Annotated in this window: 12 protein-coding genes; 7 read left to right on the forward strand and 5 right to left on the reverse strand. The window is 61.9% G+C overall.

Features of this window, described 5'->3' with window-relative positions; genetic code table 11:
* The first annotated feature begins 5 nt into the window (after positions 1-5).
* Together der and BN1123_RS06570 are read left to right on the forward strand one after the other, a co-directional pair.
* The gene (gene der / locus BN1123_RS06565; protein WP_042025972.1) at positions 6-1,502 is read left to right on the forward strand and encodes a ribosome biogenesis GTPase Der; all 1,497 of its coding nucleotides are present in this window, start codon (positions 6-8) and stop codon (positions 1,500-1,502) included.
* A gap of 115 nt (positions 1,503-1,617) precedes the next feature.
* On the forward strand, positions 1,618-1,845 hold the full coding sequence (locus BN1123_RS06570) for a zinc ribbon domain-containing protein (protein WP_042025973.1): 228 nt from the start codon (positions 1,618-1,620) through the stop codon (positions 1,843-1,845).
* 48 nt (positions 1,846-1,893) lie between these two features.
* Here BN1123_RS06570 and BN1123_RS21650 read toward each other — a convergent pair whose 3' ends face one another.
* Positions 1,894-2,040, reverse strand: coding sequence for a hypothetical protein (locus BN1123_RS21650; protein ID WP_197064459.1), 147 nt, complete (start codon positions 2,038-2,040; stop codon positions 1,894-1,896).
* Between the two features lie 174 nt (positions 2,041-2,214).
* On the reverse strand, positions 2,215-3,705 hold the full coding sequence (mltF, locus tag BN1123_RS06575; protein ID WP_026456140.1) for a membrane-bound lytic murein transglycosylase MltF: 1,491 nt from the start codon (positions 3,703-3,705) through the stop codon (positions 2,215-2,217).
* Between the two features lie 149 nt (positions 3,706-3,854).
* Here mltF and purL point away from each other — a divergent pair, with 149 nt between their 5' ends.
* Entirely contained in the window at positions 3,855-7,772 is a 3,918-nt protein-coding gene (purL, locus tag BN1123_RS06580; RefSeq protein ID WP_042025975.1) for a phosphoribosylformylglycinamidine synthase, read from the forward strand.
* Between the two features lie 383 nt (positions 7,773-8,155).
* Here the strand turns inward: purL and BN1123_RS06585 are convergent, their stop codons facing one another.
* The 3 genes from BN1123_RS06585 to BN1123_RS06595 form a co-directional block, all read right to left on the reverse strand.
* Positions 8,156-9,478 carry a Na+/H+ antiporter family protein gene (locus tag BN1123_RS06585; protein WP_042025976.1) on the reverse strand — a complete coding sequence of 441 codons (1,323 nt, stop codon included), beginning with the start codon at positions 9,476-9,478 and terminating at the stop codon, positions 8,156-8,158.
* A 244-nt stretch (positions 9,479-9,722) separates the two neighbouring features.
* Positions 9,723-10,403, reverse strand: a complete 681-nt coding sequence (gene rnt, locus BN1123_RS06590; RefSeq protein ID WP_042025977.1) for a ribonuclease T — start codon at positions 10,401-10,403, stop codon at positions 9,723-9,725.
* Between the two features lie 83 nt (positions 10,404-10,486).
* Entirely contained in the window at positions 10,487-11,215 is a 729-nt protein-coding gene (locus tag BN1123_RS06595) for a phosphatase PAP2 family protein (protein ID WP_042025979.1), read from the reverse strand.
* 251 nt (positions 11,216-11,466) lie between these two features.
* On the opposite strand from BN1123_RS06595, the gene BN1123_RS06600 reads away from it, so the two are divergent.
* The 4 genes from BN1123_RS06600 (at position 11,467) to truA (ending at position 17,203) form a co-directional block, all read left to right on the forward strand.
* Entirely contained in the window at positions 11,467-12,588 is a 1,122-nt protein-coding gene (locus tag BN1123_RS06600; RefSeq protein WP_042025980.1) for a 4-phosphoerythronate dehydrogenase, read from the forward strand.
* A gap of 155 nt (positions 12,589-12,743) precedes the next feature.
* On the forward strand, positions 12,744-13,760 hold the full coding sequence (locus BN1123_RS06605) for an aspartate-semialdehyde dehydrogenase (protein ID WP_042025981.1): 1,017 nt from the start codon (positions 12,744-12,746) through the stop codon (positions 13,758-13,760).
* 287 nt (positions 13,761-14,047) lie between these two features.
* On the forward strand, positions 14,048-16,252 hold the full coding sequence (locus BN1123_RS06610) for a FimV/HubP family polar landmark protein (protein ID WP_042025982.1): 2,205 nt from the start codon (positions 14,048-14,050) through the stop codon (positions 16,250-16,252).
* Positions 16,253-16,393: 141 nt separating this feature from the next.
* Entirely contained in the window at positions 16,394-17,203 is an 810-nt protein-coding gene (gene truA, locus BN1123_RS06615) for a tRNA pseudouridine(38-40) synthase TruA (RefSeq protein WP_042025983.1), read from the forward strand.
* The last annotated feature ends 32 nt before the right edge of the window (positions 17,204-17,235 follow it).

A 17,235-nucleotide genomic window follows, 5' to 3' on the forward strand; every position in this document is an offset into this window, starting at 1 on the left:
CTTTTATGACTCCTGTAGTAGCCCTGGTGGGCCGCCCCAACGTGGGGAAATCCACCCTGTTTAACCGCTTGACCCGTACTCGGGATGCCCTGGTTGCCGACTTCCCCGGTCTGACCCGGGACCGCAAATACGGTCAGGCGAAGTTGGGCGAGCTGGAATTTATCGTGGTCGATACCGGCGGTATCGATGGCACCGAAGAGGGGATCGAGCTGAAGATGGCCGAGCAGTCCCTGCTGGCCATCGATGAAGCGGACGTGGTGCTGTTCATGGTGGATGCCCGCGCCGGTCTGACCGCCGCGGATCAGGCCATCGCCGAGCACCTGCGCAAGTCCCACAAGAAGGTGTTCCTGGTGGCCAACAAGACCGACGGCATCGACGGTGATTCCGCGGTGTCCGAGTTCTACGGTCTGGCCCTGGGCGAGGTGTACCAGATGGCGGCGGCCCATGGCCGTGGTGTATTGAGCCTGCTGGAGCTGGCTCTGGCGCCCCACCTGGAGGAGCTGGTCGGTGCGGTAGCCGGGGAAGAGGCGCAGGATGAAGAAGAGGAGGACTTCGACGAAGAAGCCCTGCTGCGCATGGTGGCCGCCGGTGACCTGGATACCAAGGAAGACACCAAGGAGACCCCGTTTGCCGACCTGCCCATCAAGTTTGCCATCGTCGGTCGCCCCAACGTCGGCAAGTCGACCCTGACCAACCGCATGCTGGGTGAAGATCGGGTCATCGTCTATGACATGCCGGGCACCACCCGCGACTCCGTCTACATCCCGATGGAGCGCGACGATCAGAAGTACGTCATCATCGACACCGCCGGTGTGCGTCGTCGTGGCAAGGTGCACGAGACGGTGGAGAAGTTCTCCGTCATCAAGACTCTGAAGGCCATTGAAGATGCCAACGTCTGCCTGCTGGTGATCGACGCCCAGGAGACCATCACCGATCAGGATCTCAGCATCCTCGGTTTCGTGCTCAACACCGGCCGCTCCGTGGTACTGGTGGTGAACAAGTGGGACGGTCTGGATCAGAAGGTGAAAGAGGACGTCAAGAACGAGCTCGACCGTCGTCTGGGATTCATCGACTTCGCCCGCGTTCACTTCATCTCGGCCCTGCACGGCAGCGGTGTCGGCCACCTGTTCGAATCCATTCAGGAGGCGTACCAGTCGGCGACCCGCCGTACCAGCACCGCCATGCTGACCCGCATCATGCAGATGGCCCAGGAAGATCACCAGCCGCCCATGGTGAACGGTCGCCGGGTCAAGCTGAAGTACGCCCACGCCGGTGGTTACAACCCGCCGCGCATCGTGATCCACGGCAACCAGCTCAACGACTTGCCGGATTCGTACAAGCGCTACCTCATCAACTACTTCCGCAAGTCCCTCAAGATCATGGGCACCCCGATCCGGGTCGAGTTCCAGGAATCGGTCAACCCGTTCGAGGGCAAGAAGAACACCCTGACCCTGAGTCAGGAGCGTCAGCGCAAACGCTTGTTGAAGATGAAGAAGAAATAAGCCATGGCGGCTGCCCTCACCGGCAGCCGCTTTGTTATGCTCTCCCGGATCCGCAAGGGAAGGGGAACCAGCCATGGGCCACCCCATGGCTGGTTCACTTTACGAGGAGTCGAAAATGGAAGCCCTGCTTTGTCCATCCTGCCAGGCCGAACTGGATACCCGCAGCAAGGAACAGACCTGCGGCCAGTGTCATGCCAACGTGCGCATCACGGCGCTATGCCCCGCCTGCCAGCAGGAGCTGGAGCGGCTGAAGGCGTGCGGCGCGGTGGATTACTTCTGCAACCACTGCAACAGTCTGGTCTCGAAACGCTCGGTGCAGTTCCAGGCGACCCTGTTGCCATGATGGTTGGTCAGCGAAAGAAGCGATAAAAAAACCCGGCAAATGCCGGGTTTATGCTGTGTGCTCAGCGATGAGCAGGGTAAATGAGCGGTTTCTGCGCCATATCTTGCGCTTCATGTCATTAAGCTTGAGTTTGCGTCTGGGGCTCCAGCAGCTCTTTGCTTTTCTGACCAGACTGATTTTTCTACGTTTTTGCATCTTGGTCTCCTCCCAATTGGGTGGCCATCCCGGCCTTGGGTCATTGGCGGAGCCCATCGGAAATTGCTGTTAGTGCATATCTCAACGCTATGAAAAACAATGCGATTTCAGATAGGCTCCGATGTGATCAGATGGTAGCAGAGAAATTTGGCCGAAAACAGCCGGATCAGCAGGTTAACTCTGGGTGATCCGGCTGACTACCTCGGCGATGATGGTCGGCCGCTCTACCGGCTCTGACGGGCTGTCGTCATCCCGATCGAGACTTTCCCGCTGCTGATCCTTCTGCTGTTCGTTGTCGAGCCACAGCAGGCTCTGGTAATACTGGCGCACGTTGTTGACGTAGTTGCGCGCCTCGCCGCCACGGGCATAGCCATAGCGCACTTTGCGATGCCAGCGCGCCTGCTGCAGCAGCGGCAACACCTCTTTCACGTCGCCCCAGGCATCCGGGTTCTTGCCGAGTTCCTTGGTCAGACGACGGGCATCCATCATGTGGCCGTAGCCGATGTTGTAGGCAGTGAGGGCAAACCACACCTTCTCATCCTCGGGCACAGAGTCGGGCACCTTCTCCATCATGTGTTGCAGATAGAGGGCGCCCCCCTTGATGCTCTCCTCCGGATGGGTCCGGTCGTTGACCCCCATCGCCTTGGCGGTGGGTTCGGTCAGCATCATCATGCCGCGCACCCCGGTATAGGAGCGGGCCTGGGGATCCCAGTGGGACTCCTGGTAGCTGATGGCAGCCAACAGACGCCAGTCGATGTTCTTGGCATAGGCCTGGAACAGAGGCTGGTATTTCGGCAACAGGCTCTTGGCGCGCTTCAGGAAGGTGCGGGTATCGACGAAGTCGAAGTTCTGCACGTGGCCGAAGTATTTCTCGTCCAGTTTGGCGATGGCGCCATCCATGAAGCGCTGGCCGAAGAAGTCGATGACGCTGGCATAGAGGCTGTCATCGGGCAGCTTGGTCATGGCCCAGGCCACGGTTTGCTGCTGGGCCAGGGTCAGGCCATCCGTGAGTTCGGGGTAGTAGCGCTGGGTGCGAGCCAGCACGGTATCCTGCACTATCGTGTAGTCGATCTCTTCTTTTACGACCTGTTTGAGCAGATCTTCCACGTCGGCATCGGTGCGGGTGCTCCAGTTGAGGTTGGGATAGTCCTTGCTGAGCTCTTTGAGCAGATCTTCGCCGCTGGAGCCTGCGGCCACCACCAGTTTGCCCTTGATGTCGTTCAGGGAAGCAGGCTTGGGCTTGCCGTTGCGATAAACCAGCTTGGGGGAGACCTGATAAAAGCCGGGACCAAAGCGCAGCAGTGCGCGCCGCTCCGGGGTGACCATGATGGCGGCGGCGGCGAGATCCAGCTTGTCTTTTTGCAGCAGGGCTACCAGCTCGTCGGCGGTGTTGACCGGCACTATGGTGAGCTTGACCCCCAGCCAGTCGGCATAGTTTTTGGCCAGTTCGTAATCGAAGCCCTGGGCGATGTCGTCCCGCTGGTAATAGGAGGTGGGGCCGTAGAGGGTGCCAACCCGGATCTCGCCCCGTTGGCGGATCTGCTCCAGCTGGCTGGAGGGGGTATAGAAGTCACAGCCACCCAGGGCCAGCGTCAACATCAACCCGATAAACAGTCGAAAAATGCAGCGCAAGTAGGTGAGTACCTTTGTTGAAAAAATCGGCATTTGTCAAAAAAGAGGCACCTTTATACCAGAGAGTGTGCGTCGAGTCACACTGCATCAAATTAGAAAAACGTTTGTCCGCTGTGAGCCAGATCCCTATAATACGCGCGTCTCAATTCCCCCCCACTTTAAAACTTGGTGAGAAAGGTCATATGGATATCTTGCGTGGTGCCCCTGCACTGTCTGAGTTTCGAGTCCAAAAACTGCTGCAACGCTTCGCGCAGATAGCGGCAGAGAGTGAACCGGAGAGAGGAGTAGAGATAGAAGGGATCTATGCCGAATATGTACACTTTGCCGAGCTGACCAGCCCGCTGTCGCCCCCCGAGCGAGCGACCTTGGGCCAGCTGCTGCGCTACGGCCCGACCATCCCCGAACACACCCCCAGCGGTCAGCTGTTTCTCGTTACCCCCCGCCCCGGCACTATCTCCCCCTGGTCTTCCAAAGCAACCGACATCGCCCGCAACTGCGGCCTGACCCAGGTCAAGCGGCTCGAGCGCGGCATCGCCTATTACGTGCAGGCCAAGGGTGAACTGAGCGCCGCCCAGCGTGCCGACGTGGCGGCCGTGCTGCACGATCGCATGATGGAAGTGGTGTTTGGCGAGATGGAGCAGGCTGCAGCCCTGTTTGCCCATCACGAGCCGCGCCCCTTTACCCAGGTAGATGTGCTGGCCGGTGGCCGCGCCGCCCTGGTGGAGGCCAATGTGGCCCTGGGTCTGGCCCTGGCCGATGACGAAATCGACTATCTGGTGGAGAACTTCACCAGGCTTGGCCGCAACCCCAACGACATCGAGCTCTACATGTTTGCCCAGGCAAACTCGGAGCACTGCCGCCACAAGATCTTCAACGCCGACTGGACCATAGACGGTGAGCAGCAGCCCAAGTCGCTGTTCAAGATGATCAAGAACACCTTCGAGCAGACGCCGGATCATGTCCTGTCTGCCTATAAAGACAACGCCGCCGTGATGGAAGGGAGCCAGGCCGGCCGCTTCTTCCCAAGCCCCGCCAACGGTGAGTACCAGTACCACCAGGAGCAGGTCGACATCCTGATGAAGGTGGAGACCCACAACCACCCGACCGCCATCTCTCCGTTCCCGGGCGCTGCCACCGGTTCTGGCGGCGAAATTCGCGACGAGGGCGCCACCGGCCGCGGCGCCAAGCCCAAGGCGGGTCTGGTCGGCTTCTCCGTCTCCAACCTGCGCATCCCCGGCTTCGAGCAGCCTTGGGAGCAGGATTTCGGCAAACCGAGCCGCATCGTCAGCGCCTTTGACATCATGCAGGAAGGGCCGCTTGGCGGGGCAGCGTTTAACAACGAGTTCGGCCGTCCGGCCATTCTCGGTTACTTCCGTACCTTTGAAGAGGAGGTGCCGAGCCACAACGGCGTCGAGGTGCGTGGCTACCACAAGCCCATCATGCTGGCGGGCGGCATCGGCAACATCCGCACCGAGCACGTCCAGAAAGGGGAGATCCCGGTAGGGGCCGCCCTCATCGTGCTGGGTGGCCCGGCCATGAACATCGGTCTGGGCGGCGGCGCCGCATCAAGCATGGCCTCCGGCCAGTCCGCCGAGGATCTCGACTTTGCCTCGGTGCAGCGCGACAACCCCGAGATGGAGCGCCGCTGCCAGGAGGTGATCGACCGCTGCTGGCAGCTGGGGGACGACAACCCCATCGTCTTTATTCACGACGTGGGCGCCGGTGGCCTCTCCAACGCCATGCCGGAGCTGGTGAGCGACGGCGATCGCGGCGGCCGTTTCGATTTGCGTGCCATCCCGAATGACGAGCCGGGCATGAGCCCGCTCGAGATCTGGTGCAACGAATCCCAGGAGCGTTACGTACTGGCCGTCGCCCAGGACAAACTGCCGCTGTTCAAGGCGCTGTGCGAGCGTGAGCGTGCACCCTATGCCGTCATCGGTACCGCCACCGAAGAGAAGCACCTGACCCTGTCCGATCAGCATTTTGACAACCACCCCATCGATCTGCCGCTGGATGTGCTGCTCGGCAAGACCCCCAAGATGCACCGCGAGGTGCAGAGTCTGCCCGCGCAGGGCAAGCCGCTGCAGCTGGATGGCACCACTCTGAGCGAGGCCGCCGAGCGGGTATTGCGTTTGCCGACCGTGGCGGAAAAATCCTTCCTCATCACCATCGGCGATCGCACCGTGACGGGTCTGGTCAACCGCGACCAGATGGTCGGCCCCTGGCAGATCCCGGTGGCCGATTGCGCCGTCACCGCCGCTACCTATGACAGCTACCACGGCGAAGCCATGTCCATGGGCGAGCGTACCCCGGTGGCGCTGCTGTCTCATGCTGCGTCGGCCCGTATGGCGGTGGCCGAGGCGCTCACCAACCTGGCGCCGGCCCACATCGGATCGCTGAAGCGGGTCAAGCTCTCCGCCAACTGGATGGCCGCAGCCGGTCACCCGGGGGAAGATGCCGGCCTCTACGAGGCGGTCAAGGCGGTGGGCGAGGAGCTCTGCCCGGCCCTTGGCATCACCATCCCGGTGGGCAAGGACTCCATGTCCATGAAGACCCGCTGGCAGCAGGATGGCAAGGAGCGATGCGTCACCTCGCCGCTCTCCCTGCTCATTTCCGCCTTTGCCCGGGTCGAGGACGTGCGCAACACCGTCACACCGCAACTGCGCACCGATCTCGGTGAAACCGACCTTATCCTCATCGACCTTGGCAACGGCAAGCAGCGCCTCGGCGCCTCCGCCCTGGCCCAGGTCTATCGCCAGCTGGGTGACAAGGCTCCGGATCTGGACAACCCGGTTCAGCTCAAGGGCTTCTTCAACGCCATCCAGGCGCTGGTGGCCGATCGCAAACTCGTCGCCTACCACGACCGCTCCGATGGTGGCCTGTTCGTCACCCTGGTGGAGATGGCCTTCGCCGGTCACTGCGGCCTCGACCTGCAACTGGATCGCGTCGGCGGCGACCTGCTGCCTGCCCTGTTCAACGAGGAGCTGGGTGCCGTCATCCAGGTGCGCCGCGAGGATAAAGAGGCGGTGATGACCCTGTTGGCCGGTCACGGTCTGGCGGCCTGCTCCCATGTGCTGGGCACGGTGCGCGAGGGGGATCTCATCACCCTGCAGCGGGCGGGTCAGGAGGTCTACCGCGCCAGCCGCACTGCCCTTCGCACCATCTGGGGCGAGACCAGCTGGCAGATGCAGCGTCTGCGCGACAACCCGGAGTGCGCGGATCAGGAGCATGCCGCCCGTCAGGACGCCACCGATCCGGGCCTGCAGGCCAAGCTCTGCTACAACCCGTCCGAAGATGTGGCGGCGCCCTATATCGCCAAGGGGGCCTCGCCACGTCTGGCGGTGCTGCGCGAGCAGGGGGTCAACTCCCACGTGGAGATGGCGGCGGCGTTTGACCGCGCCGGCTTCACCGCCGTCGACGTGCATATGAGCGATATCCTCTCCGGTCGTATCAAGCTGGATGCGTTCCAGACCCTGGTGGCCTGTGGCGGCTTCTCCTACGGCGACGTGCTGGGGGCGGGTGAAGGCTGGGCCAAGTCCATCCTGTTCAACGATGGCGCCCGCGAGCAGTTCCAGCGCTTCTTCGAGCGCGGCGATACACTGTCGCTCGGTGTCTGCAACGGTTGCCAGATGATGTCCAACCTGCGCGAGCTCATCCCGGGGGCCGATCTGTGGCCGCGCTTCGTGCGCAACCGCTCCGAGCGCTTCGAAGCCCGCTTCAGCCTGGTGGAAGTACAGGACTCCCCGTCCGCCTTCTTCGCCGGCATGGCAGGCTCCATGATGCCGATCGCCGTCTCCCACGGGGAGGGGCGAGTGGAGGTGCGTGATGCCGCTCACCTGGCGTCGTTGCAAGCCAGCGGCCTGGTGGGGCTGCGTTTTGTGGATAACCGCGGTCAGGTGACCGAGCAGTACCCGGCCAACCCGAACGGCTCGCCGGACGGCATCACCGCCGTGACCGCCACGGATGGTCGCGCCACCATCATGATGCCGCACCCGGAGCGGGTGTTCCGCACCGTCGCCAACTCCTGGCACCCGGACAACTGGGGCGAGGATGGCGCCTGGATGCGGATGTTCCGCAATGCCCGGGTTCGTCTGGGTTAATCTCGACACTGCCCATCAAAAGGCCGCTCAATGAGCGGCCTTTTTTTATCCTGTGGGTGAGCCTGCTGTAAGGCTGGTAGTGCGGGATCGAGGGTGCCTTGTTGGCAACGGATTTACCCTGTGGTTGTCGTCGGGCTGGCAACGGCAAGAAAGGAAATAAGGAGAAGGGGCGCTTGTGACCTCAACGAGCGAGCGACATGAGAAGCAAGAGAAACAAGAGAAGAGGAGCATAAAGAGATGCGGGGGGCCAGCATGTCTGTTCCCCTGACATGAGGCAAAGCCTGAGTATGCGTGCACTCTTCCATTAGTAGTCGGCGGCAGGCAGTAAAAAGGCGACCCTAGGTCGCCTTTTGCATCTCTTTATCCAGCCGGATATCTCGCGCTTAGAGCACCATGGCGGCAATCCAGCCGAAGATGATGAGCGGGATATTGTAGTGGATAAAGGTGGGCACCACGCTGTCCCAGATATGGTCGTGCTGACCATCGGCATTGAGACCCGAGGTCGGGCCCAGGGTGGAGTCAGAGGCGGGGGAGCCAGCATCACCCAGCGCGCCGGCGGTGCCGACCAGGGCGATGATCGCCATGGGGGAGAAGCCCAGTTGCAGGCAGAGGGGCACATAAATGGTGGCGATGATGGGCACGGTGGAGAAAGAGGAGCCAATCCCCATGGTGATAAGCAGACCCACCAGCAGCATCAGGAAGGCGGCAATCCCTTTGTGCTGGCCAATGCTGGAGGCAACGACCTGCACCAGGCTTTCGACCCCGTGGGTGGCCTTCATCACGGCGGCAAAACCGGCGGCGGAGATCATGATGAAGCCAATCAGCGACATCATGCGCACCCCCTGGGTGAAGGCATCCTGGCTCTCGCGGAACTTGATGACGCCACCACAGGTGAAGATGACGAAACCGGCCAGGGCACCCAGGACGATGCTGTTGGTCATCAGCTGCAGCCCGAGGGCCACGGCGATGGCAAGCAAGGCAACCCAGATGTGGGTGAGGTTGAGCTCGACGGCTTCCGGCTCGGCATCCAGGATCTTGGCCAGATCATACTGACGGGGCTTGCGATAGCTGATGAACACGGCCACCAGCAGACCCAGCACCATGCCGCCGACCGGGATAGCCATGGCCATCGGGATCTGGCTGGTGGTGATGGCGACGCCGTTGTCGATCAGGTTCTTGGCCAGAATGTTGTTCAGGAAAATGCCGCCAAAGCCGACCGGCAACAGCATATAGGTCGCGGTCAGGCCGAAGGTGATGACACAGGCTACCTGGCGACGGTCGATCCGCATCTGTGCCATCACGTGCAACAGGGGTGGGATCAGGATCGGAATGAAGGCGATATGAACCGGGATCAGGTTCTGGGAAGAGATGGCGACGGCCAGGATGGAGCAAAGCAGCAGAGCCTTGACCCAGAGGATACGGGAGCTGCTGGCATCCTTGCCCAGTTGGCTGATCACCTTGCGGGCCAGCAGGTCGGTGATCCCGGAGCGGGAGATGGCGACGGCGAAGGCGCCCAGCATGGCGTAAGAGAGGGCGATTTCGGCACCGCCACCCAGGCCACCGCTGAAGGTGCTGAGGGTGTCGGTCAGCGAAAGCCCGCCGACCAGGCCGCCGGCAATGGCGCCCAAGGCGAGGGAGACCACCACATTGATCCGCAGCAGGCTGAGCACCAGCATCAGCCCCACTGCGACAACAACAGGATTCATTTGATTTCCTTATAGTTTGTGATTGCTGTCTGTCATATGAAAGAGAGCTAGTTTGCGAAAAATGTGACAAATGTCGAGAAAAAAATCAGGAGAGAGGGCCATCCGGTAGCGGCATCTGGCACAAAGTTGATCCTGTACGGGATTTATCTCCGCAGTTCATCTCTATGCTGGTCAGAATGGGACCAGGAAGAGGCTCCGGCCTCATGGCCAAAAAGCAAAAAGGCTGCCCATGGCAGCCTTTTGTTTATGCATCCTGCGCATCGTTGTTGGCAGGGGCATCAGTGGTCTCTTCATCCACTTGGGCGGGAGGCCAGCCCCCCATGCTCTTCCAGCGGTTGACGATATGGCAGAAGAGATCCGTGGTGCGCTCCGTATCATAGAGGGCGGAGTGGGCCTCTTTGTTGTCAAACGGGATGCGGGCCGCCTGACACGCCTTGGCCAGCACTGTCTGGCCGAGGGCCAGCCCGGACAGGGCGGCGGTATCGAAGGTGGCAAAAGGGTGGAACGGATTGCGCTTGAGCCCGGCCCGCTCGGCGGCGGCCATGACAAAGCCATGATCGAAGGTGGCGTTGTGGGCCACTATGATGGCGCGGCCGCAATCCTGCTCCTTCATCCCCTTGCGAATGCCCTTGAAGATCTCGGTCAGCGCCTCTTTCTCTGAGACGGCCCCGCGCAGCGGGTTGTAGGGGTCGATGCCGGTGAACTCCAGCGCGGCCTTCTCCAGATTGGCCCCTTCGAACGGCTCGACATGAAAGTGGAAGATTTGGTCGGGCACGAGCCAGCCCTGCTCATCCATTTTCAGGGTATAAGCGGCGATTTCGAGCAGGGCATCGGTTTTGGCATTGAAACCTGCGGTCTCAACATCGATGACGACGGGGTAAAAACCACGAAAACGGCCCTTGAGGGTATGAACTGCGTCGGTCATGGGATCTCGGTCGGCGTAAAACAGGGCGGCATTATGGCAAAAAAGCCGGTGCTTGTCCCCCCGTCTGGCCAGAGGGGGGCGACCTAGTAGCGGCGCAGCCACCAGCGCGCCGCAATGAGGGCGGTGAAGGCGCCAAGCACGGCGCTGGCCAGCACGTCAATGGGCCAGTGCATGCCGAGCAGCATCCGAGACAGACCAATTCCCAGTGCCCACAGGGGGAGCAGCCAGACTCCCCCGGGGGCTCGGGCCAGCCAGATCAGGCCGAAAAACTGGGCCAGCGCGATGGCGGCGATGCTGTGGCCGGAGGGGAAGGCGTAGTTCACCTCTGCCTGCCAGTGATGACCCAGCCAGTCGGGCAGGGCCAGCAACTGACTGGCGGCATGGACCTGTTCGCTGCGCAGCTCGGTGGCGCTGGTGTAGAAGGTCTTGAGCGCCGGGATGAGGGATTGGCTCTCGAGCCAGAGCAGATAGGGCCTGGGCTCCTCGGTCAGGTGCTTGATGAGGCTCTTGAGGAGCCAGTCACAGGCCAGCAGGGCAAACAGGGCGCCGGCGAGGGCCACGAAGGCGGCGTGATCCAACTTGAGCTTGTGGCGGGTCAGCAGCAGCAACACAGCGCCTGTTACCGCGATACCGGGGAGATCGACCGTACGGGTAAGGGCGTAGAGCCACCATAGCCAGTCCTCATGCAGCAGCGCGGGAATAAAAGGTTGCCAGGGCAGGCAGACGAGCAGCAGCAGGGGAAGGATCAGCAGGGCGCTGAAACCGGCTACCTGACGGCGAGTGAGGGCGGTGGCGTGAAGCTGTGGCGACATAAAGAAAAGAGACAAGGGCGATGGCAAAAGAGGGTCATTGTGCCAGCGGGTAACCGGGAGGGCAAAGTCTGCCGCCTCCTTGTTACCTCTGCTTACACAATCGGCCACATAGCGCCCTCCGTCTGGTTGTTGTGTGTACCGCCGCACTGAAATCGGGACGCGCGGGCACTGTTATTGCCTAACGGGCTGAAATCCTGACTGGCTTTGGGCTAGAATGGCGCGCGCTGGCGGTATTGACCAAAGAGAGCCCGATGAAAATAGTCGTTGATGAGAATATGCCCCACGCCGTGGAGCTGTTTGCCGAATTCGGTGAGGTCGTCCCCCTGCCAGGGCGGCAGATGCAGGCGCAGGATCTGCAGGATGCGGACGTCCTCCTGGTGCGCTCCGTCACCCGGGTCGATGCGGCCCTGCTGGCGGATTGTCCCAAATTGCGCTTCGTCGGTACCGCCACCATAGGGACGGATCATGTGGACAAGGCGCTCCTGGCGAGTCGCCACATCCCCTTTTTCAGTGCCCCCGGCTGCAACAAGTATTCGGTCGGTGACTATGTGCTGAGCGCCTTGCTGGTGCTGGCCGAGCGCTACGAGCTGGTGCTCGCCAACCTGACCCTGGCGGTGATCGGTGCCGGCAACACGGGTGAGTGCGTGGCCGGCAAGGCCGAGGCGCTCGGCATGAAGGTGCTGCGCTGTGATCCGCCCAAGGCCCGCAGTGGCGCGGCGGGGGAGTATGTAGATTACCAGAGCGCCCTTGGCGCCGATATCATCAGCTTCCACGTGCCCATCACCCGCGAGGGGTCGGATGCCACCTTCCATTTGCTGGGGGAGCAGGAGATTGCCAGGCGGCCCGCAGGCCAGATCCTTATCAACGCCTCCCGCGGCGAGGTGTGGGACAACCGGGCGCTGCTTGCCCGCCAACAGGGGCCTGAACCACTGCGGCTGGTAATGGATGTGTGGGAAGGGGAGCCCGATCCGTTGCAGGCGCTGGTGCCTCATACCGAGATCGCCACGCCCCATATTGCGGGCTATAGCCTGGAGGGCAAGGCCCGTGGCACCTGGATGCTCTATGAGGCGCTCTGCCGCCAGCTGGAGCGCGAGCCGCGCCAGGATCTGCGCCGCCTCCTGCCGCCGCCTGATGTGCGGCTGGTCGAGCCGGGCCGGGCGCCGGATCAGGCGTTGATCAAGCAGCTGGTGCACCTTATTTATGACGTGCGCCGCGATGATGCCCGTTTTCGCAACCGGCTGGGGCTGCCCGGCAGTTTCGATGCCCAGCGCAAGCACTACCCGGAGCGCCGTGAACTATCCTCCCTGCAGATCGGGGGGGAGCATGCCAGCGCGGCGTTGGGGGCCTTGGGATTCGATATCTCCCGGCCCTGATCGGGTGGCCCGAAGCGGCCATTCGCGCGTGATTGCCAAGTTATTACCGAACCGGTGCCGAGTTCCTTGCACCGGTTCGGACATTTCAGGCAGACACCAGTCTGCCGACCATGGCGCCTGTCGGCGCCATCGCACCATTTTCAGAGGAGAACAGAATGAGCCAGCAGTTTAACGTAGCGGTATTGGGCGCAAGCGGCGCCGTGGGTCAGGCGATGATCGAGATCCTGGAGGAGCGCGAGTTCCCGGTGGCGACCCTCTATCCGCTGGCCTCCAGCCGCAGCGCCGGTGAAACCGTGCGCTTTGATGGCAAGAACCTCGAGATCCAGGATGTCGAGGAGTTTGACTGGAGCCAGGTGCAGATCGCCCTCTTCTCCGCCGGTGCCGAGGCGTCCGCCAAATGGGCGCCGGTTGCCGCCGAGCACGGCTGCATCGTCATCGACAATACCTCCTGCTTCCGTTACGACGAAGACATTCCGCTGGTGATCCCGGAGGTGAACCCGGACGCCCTGGCGGATTTTCGCAACCGCAACATCATCGCCAACCCGAACTGCTCCACCATCCAGATGCTGGTGGCGCTCAAGCCCCTGCACGACGAGGTGGGCATTGCCCGCATCAACGTGGCGACCTACCAGTCCGTCTCCGGTTCCGGCAAGGAGGGGGTGAGCGAGCTGGCCGGCCAGACCGCGCAGCTGCTCAACGGCCGTCCGGTGGAGCCGAGTCTCTATCCGCAGCAGATCGCCTTCAACCTCATTCCGCAGATCGACAGCTTCACCGACAACGGCTACACCCGTGAAGAGATGAAGATGGTGTGGGAAACCCAGAAGATCCTGGGGGATGCCAGCATCGCGGTGAACCCTACCTGCGTGCGGGTGCCGGTGTTCTACGGCCATGCCGAGGCGGTCCATGTCGAACTGCACCAGCCGCTGGATGCCGAGCAGGTCAAGGATCTGCTGCGCCATGCTCCTGGCGTGACCCTGTTTGACGAGGAAGAGGATTATCCGACCCCGGTGCGCGACGCCACCGGCAAGGATGAGGTGCTGGTGGGCCGAGTTCGCCAGGATATTTCTCACCCTTGTGGTGTAAATATGTGGATCGTGGCCGATAACGTTCGTAAGGGCGCCGCCACCAACAGCGTACAGATTGCCGAATTGCTGGTGCGCGACTATCTGTAAGGGCTGAAGGCAGTATGGGGACGCGGCAGGGAGCGCCGCGTACCCGGGCACCCGATGCCGGCACTGGCGCACCTGATCCGGGTGTGACCGGGGCCGCACTCCGTTGCATCCAGATTCTGTTGTGATATCAACTGATTAAGTTTTTTCCTACACTCAGGAACAAGTTGGGTGCTAAATGTGTCGGACTGCTGGCTTGCGATGCAAGCCTGATTTATATTGAACCGATTGTTTTGGGGTAACTATCCAGATTTTTCAATGTGATAGGGCCGTCATACGAAGGAACGAATATGGGACATTCCCGCATAACGTTGGCAACGCTACTCGCACTGGGCCTGCTGGGCCCGGCCCAGGCCGAAGATCCTGCGCGCGCGCCTTTTTTTGTCGAGCTGAAAGGCCCTGATCAGCCTGAAGCACCTGCCGTCAATACTCAGCAGCAGGCCGAGCCGGCAGCAAGACCCGTGGCACAACCGGTGCGTGCCACCGCCCAGCCCGTGGTTCGTCAGGTCGCCACCGCCAATGCGGGCAGCTATGGCCCGATCCGCCCGACCGATACCCTCTGGAGCCTGGCGAACAAGTACCGCCCCTCCAGCCGGGTCAGCGTCTACCAGACCATGGTCGCCATCTACGAGAAAAACCCCCGCAGCTTCGCCGATGGCAACATCAACCATATCTTGGTGGGGTCCCGCATCTTGCTGCCCACGGCGGCAGAAGCGAGCGTCATCACGGATGCCGAGGCCCGCGCCAAGTTCCGCAGTGACAACGCCAGCTGGAAGGGGCTGAGCCCCAAATATCTGGCTGACAAGCAGGCTCATACCGCCAAGCCCGTGGTGGCCAAGGCGGCCCCTGCCAAGCCTGAGCCGGTCAAACCCGAATCCGTGAAAGCGCCTGTGGCTCCCGCTCCGGTCGTCAAGCCGGCGCCCATTCCTGCACCTGTCGTCGAACCCAAGGCACAACCGCAGGAAGTGGCCAAGGTAAGCGAACCCGCCCCGAAAGAGGCGGTGGTCGCGGCCCCGAGTGCGGCAGCCGAAACGGCGCCGACCCCGCTGCCGTCCGATCTCGACAAGCCGGTGGGCCAACCGGCGACCGAGATGGCGCTGGCGCTGGAAGATGCCAATGCCCAGCTCGGCCAGATGACCGAGATGAACCACAGGCTCAAGCTGCGCCTGCAATCCCTGACCGAGGAGGTGGAAACCCTCAAGGCCCAGTTGCAGGATCAGACTGCGCTGCAAAAAGAGATTGCCGAACTCAAGGCCAAACCGGTACCGCCGATGGCGGCCGAGCCAGAACCCAAGCAGAACTGGCTGATGGACTTGCTCTCTTCGCCGCTCAACCTGGCCATGATCATCCTGCTGCCGGTCTTGCTGGTATTGGCGATGGTGACCCTGTGGTTGCGTGCTCGTGCCCGCCGCGAGCTGGAAGAGCAGGAGAAGAGCCTCTCCGAATCCACCGCCATGATGATGGATCAGGATCGCAACGAGTTTGACGACCTGCTCAGCGTCGATGTGACCGACAGCGAACCGGTGCGCTCTGTGGTGCCGGATCTCAACACCCCGGACGGCTTTGCACCGGACGAGCCGGAAAAAGCGGATGTGGATCTGGTGTTCAGCGATGAGGGCGAGATGGAGCTGCAAGGCTTCGAGCCCGAGCGGATGCCGGCCCAGAGTGCGAGCCGCGATCCGGATCTGGTGCCCGACCTCGATCTGGAGCATGACGAACCGGTGGCGCTGGACAGTGAACCCGCCATGGATCTGGCCGGCGAGTTCAATCCCAAGCCGGATGCCGCCGACGAGATCATGAGCGAAGAGGAGCTGCAAGCGGCCCTGTTTGCCGAGCTGGATGCCGATCTTGCTGCGGATATCGAACCCGAACTGAACCAGCACGCCACTGATAAAGAGGCGGATGATGAGCTGGCAAGCTTCGATCTCAGCGATTTCGAGAGTGCCTTCGACGCGCCCACCGATGAGGTGAAGAGTGAAGAGGCGAAGGGGGACGAGGCGATCGAACTGAGCGCAGACAGCAGTGCCGACGAGATGCTGGCCGAGCTTGGCCTGGAGCCTACCGGTACCCAGGATGCCAAACCGGATCTGGAGTGGGATCCCAACGAACTGGCGCTGGCCGATTTCGAAGATGCCTTCACCGAGGTGGAGTCTCATCCGAGCGATGTGCAGCCGCGCGAGCAGGCCGAGGAGAACGGCTACGTCGAGATTGACAAGCTGCTGGCCGAAGCCGATGCCGGTGTGCCCGAGCAGGAGCCTTACCAGAACTTCTCCCTGGACGTGGGGCTGGACGGTTTCCCCGAAGTGTTGCCGGAGTCCACCGGGTTTGACGTGGACGCCGACGATGGCGGCGTGGGGGCCAAGCTGGATCTGGCCCGCGCCTACCTCGAGATCGACGACAAGGATAGCGCCCGCGAGCTGCTGCAAGAGGCGGTGGAGCAGGGGAGCGATCACCAGCGCGCCGAAGCCGAGAAGCTGCTCAAGCGCCTTGGCTAGACCAGCGCCTGCAAGACAATGACGACAGGGGCAGCCGGCAGGCTGCCCCTTTTCTTTCGGCTTTTTGGGATTTTTGAGACGAGGCGCGTATAATCCGCCAGTTTTCTTTCACCGTCCTTTTACAACAAGACAAGTTTATCCATGCGAATTGCCCTAGGTATTGAATATGACGGCAGCCGGTATTTTGGCTGGCAGCGTCAGCGCGAAGTGATCAGCGTGCAGGAAGAGCTGGAAAAAGCCCTCAGCCGCATCGCCAATCATCCGGTCTCTATCCAGTGTGCGGGCCGAACCGATGCCGGTGTCCATGCTACCGGCCAGGTGATCCACTTCGATACCCACGCGATCCGCAGCGAGTCCGCCTGGACCCTGGGGCTCAACTCCAACCTGCCGCCGGACATCGCCGTGCGCTGGGTCAAGGAGGTAGACGAGGAGTTCCACGCCCGCTTCAGCGCCACCGCCCGCCGCTACCGTTATGTCATCTACAACCACAACTATCGCCCGGCGATCCTCGGCAGCGGCGTCAGCCACTACCACGAGACCATCGATGCCGAGCTGATGCACCAGGCTGGCCAATATCTGCTTGGTGAGCAGGATTTCAGCTCGTTTCGGGCCATCGGTTGCCAGTCCAAGACCCCGTGGCGCAATGTGACCCACCTGTGCGTCAGCCGTCAGGGGCCCTATGTGGTGCTCGATATCCGCGCCAACGCCTTCTTGCACCACATGGTGCGCAACATCACAGGTTCACTGCTGCTGGTGGGGCAGGGGCTCAAACCTGTGGAGTGGATCGCCGAGGTATTGGCGGCCAAAGATCGCAACCTGGCGGGGCCGACCGCCAAGGCCGGTGGTCTCTATCTGGTGGACGTGGATTACCCGGCAGAGCTTGCCCTGCCGCGGGTGCCGCTCGGTCCGCTGTGGCTGCCGGACTCGGCACCGGGTACGACCAGTTTTTAGTAACTGCGCCCGAAAAATTGTGGTTTAATGAC

Source organism: Aeromonas enteropelogenes, from assembly GCF_000819845.1.
In the GTDB taxonomy this organism is placed as follows: domain Bacteria; phylum Pseudomonadota; class Gammaproteobacteria; order Enterobacterales; family Aeromonadaceae; genus Aeromonas; species Aeromonas enteropelogenes.

Coding starts and splice junctions, on each gene's coding strand:
- der (WP_042025972.1), top strand. CDS start 6: ATGACTCCTGTAGTAGCCCTGGTGGGCCGCCCCAACGTGGGGAAATCC.
- BN1123_RS06570 (WP_042025973.1), top strand. CDS start 1,618: ATGGAAGCCCTGCTTTGTCCATCCTGCCAGGCCGAACTGGATACCCGC.
- BN1123_RS21650 (WP_197064459.1), bottom strand. CDS start 2,040: ATGCAAAAACGTAGAAAAATCAGTCTGGTCAGAAAAGCAAAGAGCTGC.
- mltF (WP_026456140.1), bottom strand. CDS start 3,705: ATGCCGATTTTTTCAACAAAGGTACTCACCTACTTGCGCTGCATTTTT.
- purL (WP_042025975.1), top strand. CDS start 3,855: ATGGATATCTTGCGTGGTGCCCCTGCACTGTCTGAGTTTCGAGTCCAA.
- BN1123_RS06585 (WP_042025976.1), bottom strand. CDS start 9,478: ATGAATCCTGTTGTTGTCGCAGTGGGGCTGATGCTGGTGCTCAGCCTG.
- rnt (WP_042025977.1), bottom strand. CDS start 10,403: ATGACCGACGCAGTTCATACCCTCAAGGGCCGTTTTCGTGGTTTTTAC.
- BN1123_RS06595 (WP_042025979.1), bottom strand. CDS start 11,215: ATGTCGCCACAGCTTCACGCCACCGCCCTCACTCGCCGTCAGGTAGCC.
- BN1123_RS06600 (WP_042025980.1), top strand. CDS start 11,467: ATGAAAATAGTCGTTGATGAGAATATGCCCCACGCCGTGGAGCTGTTT.
- BN1123_RS06605 (WP_042025981.1), top strand. CDS start 12,744: ATGAGCCAGCAGTTTAACGTAGCGGTATTGGGCGCAAGCGGCGCCGTG.
- BN1123_RS06610 (WP_042025982.1), top strand. CDS start 14,048: ATGGGACATTCCCGCATAACGTTGGCAACGCTACTCGCACTGGGCCTG.
- truA (WP_042025983.1), top strand. CDS start 16,394: ATGCGAATTGCCCTAGGTATTGAATATGACGGCAGCCGGTATTTTGGC.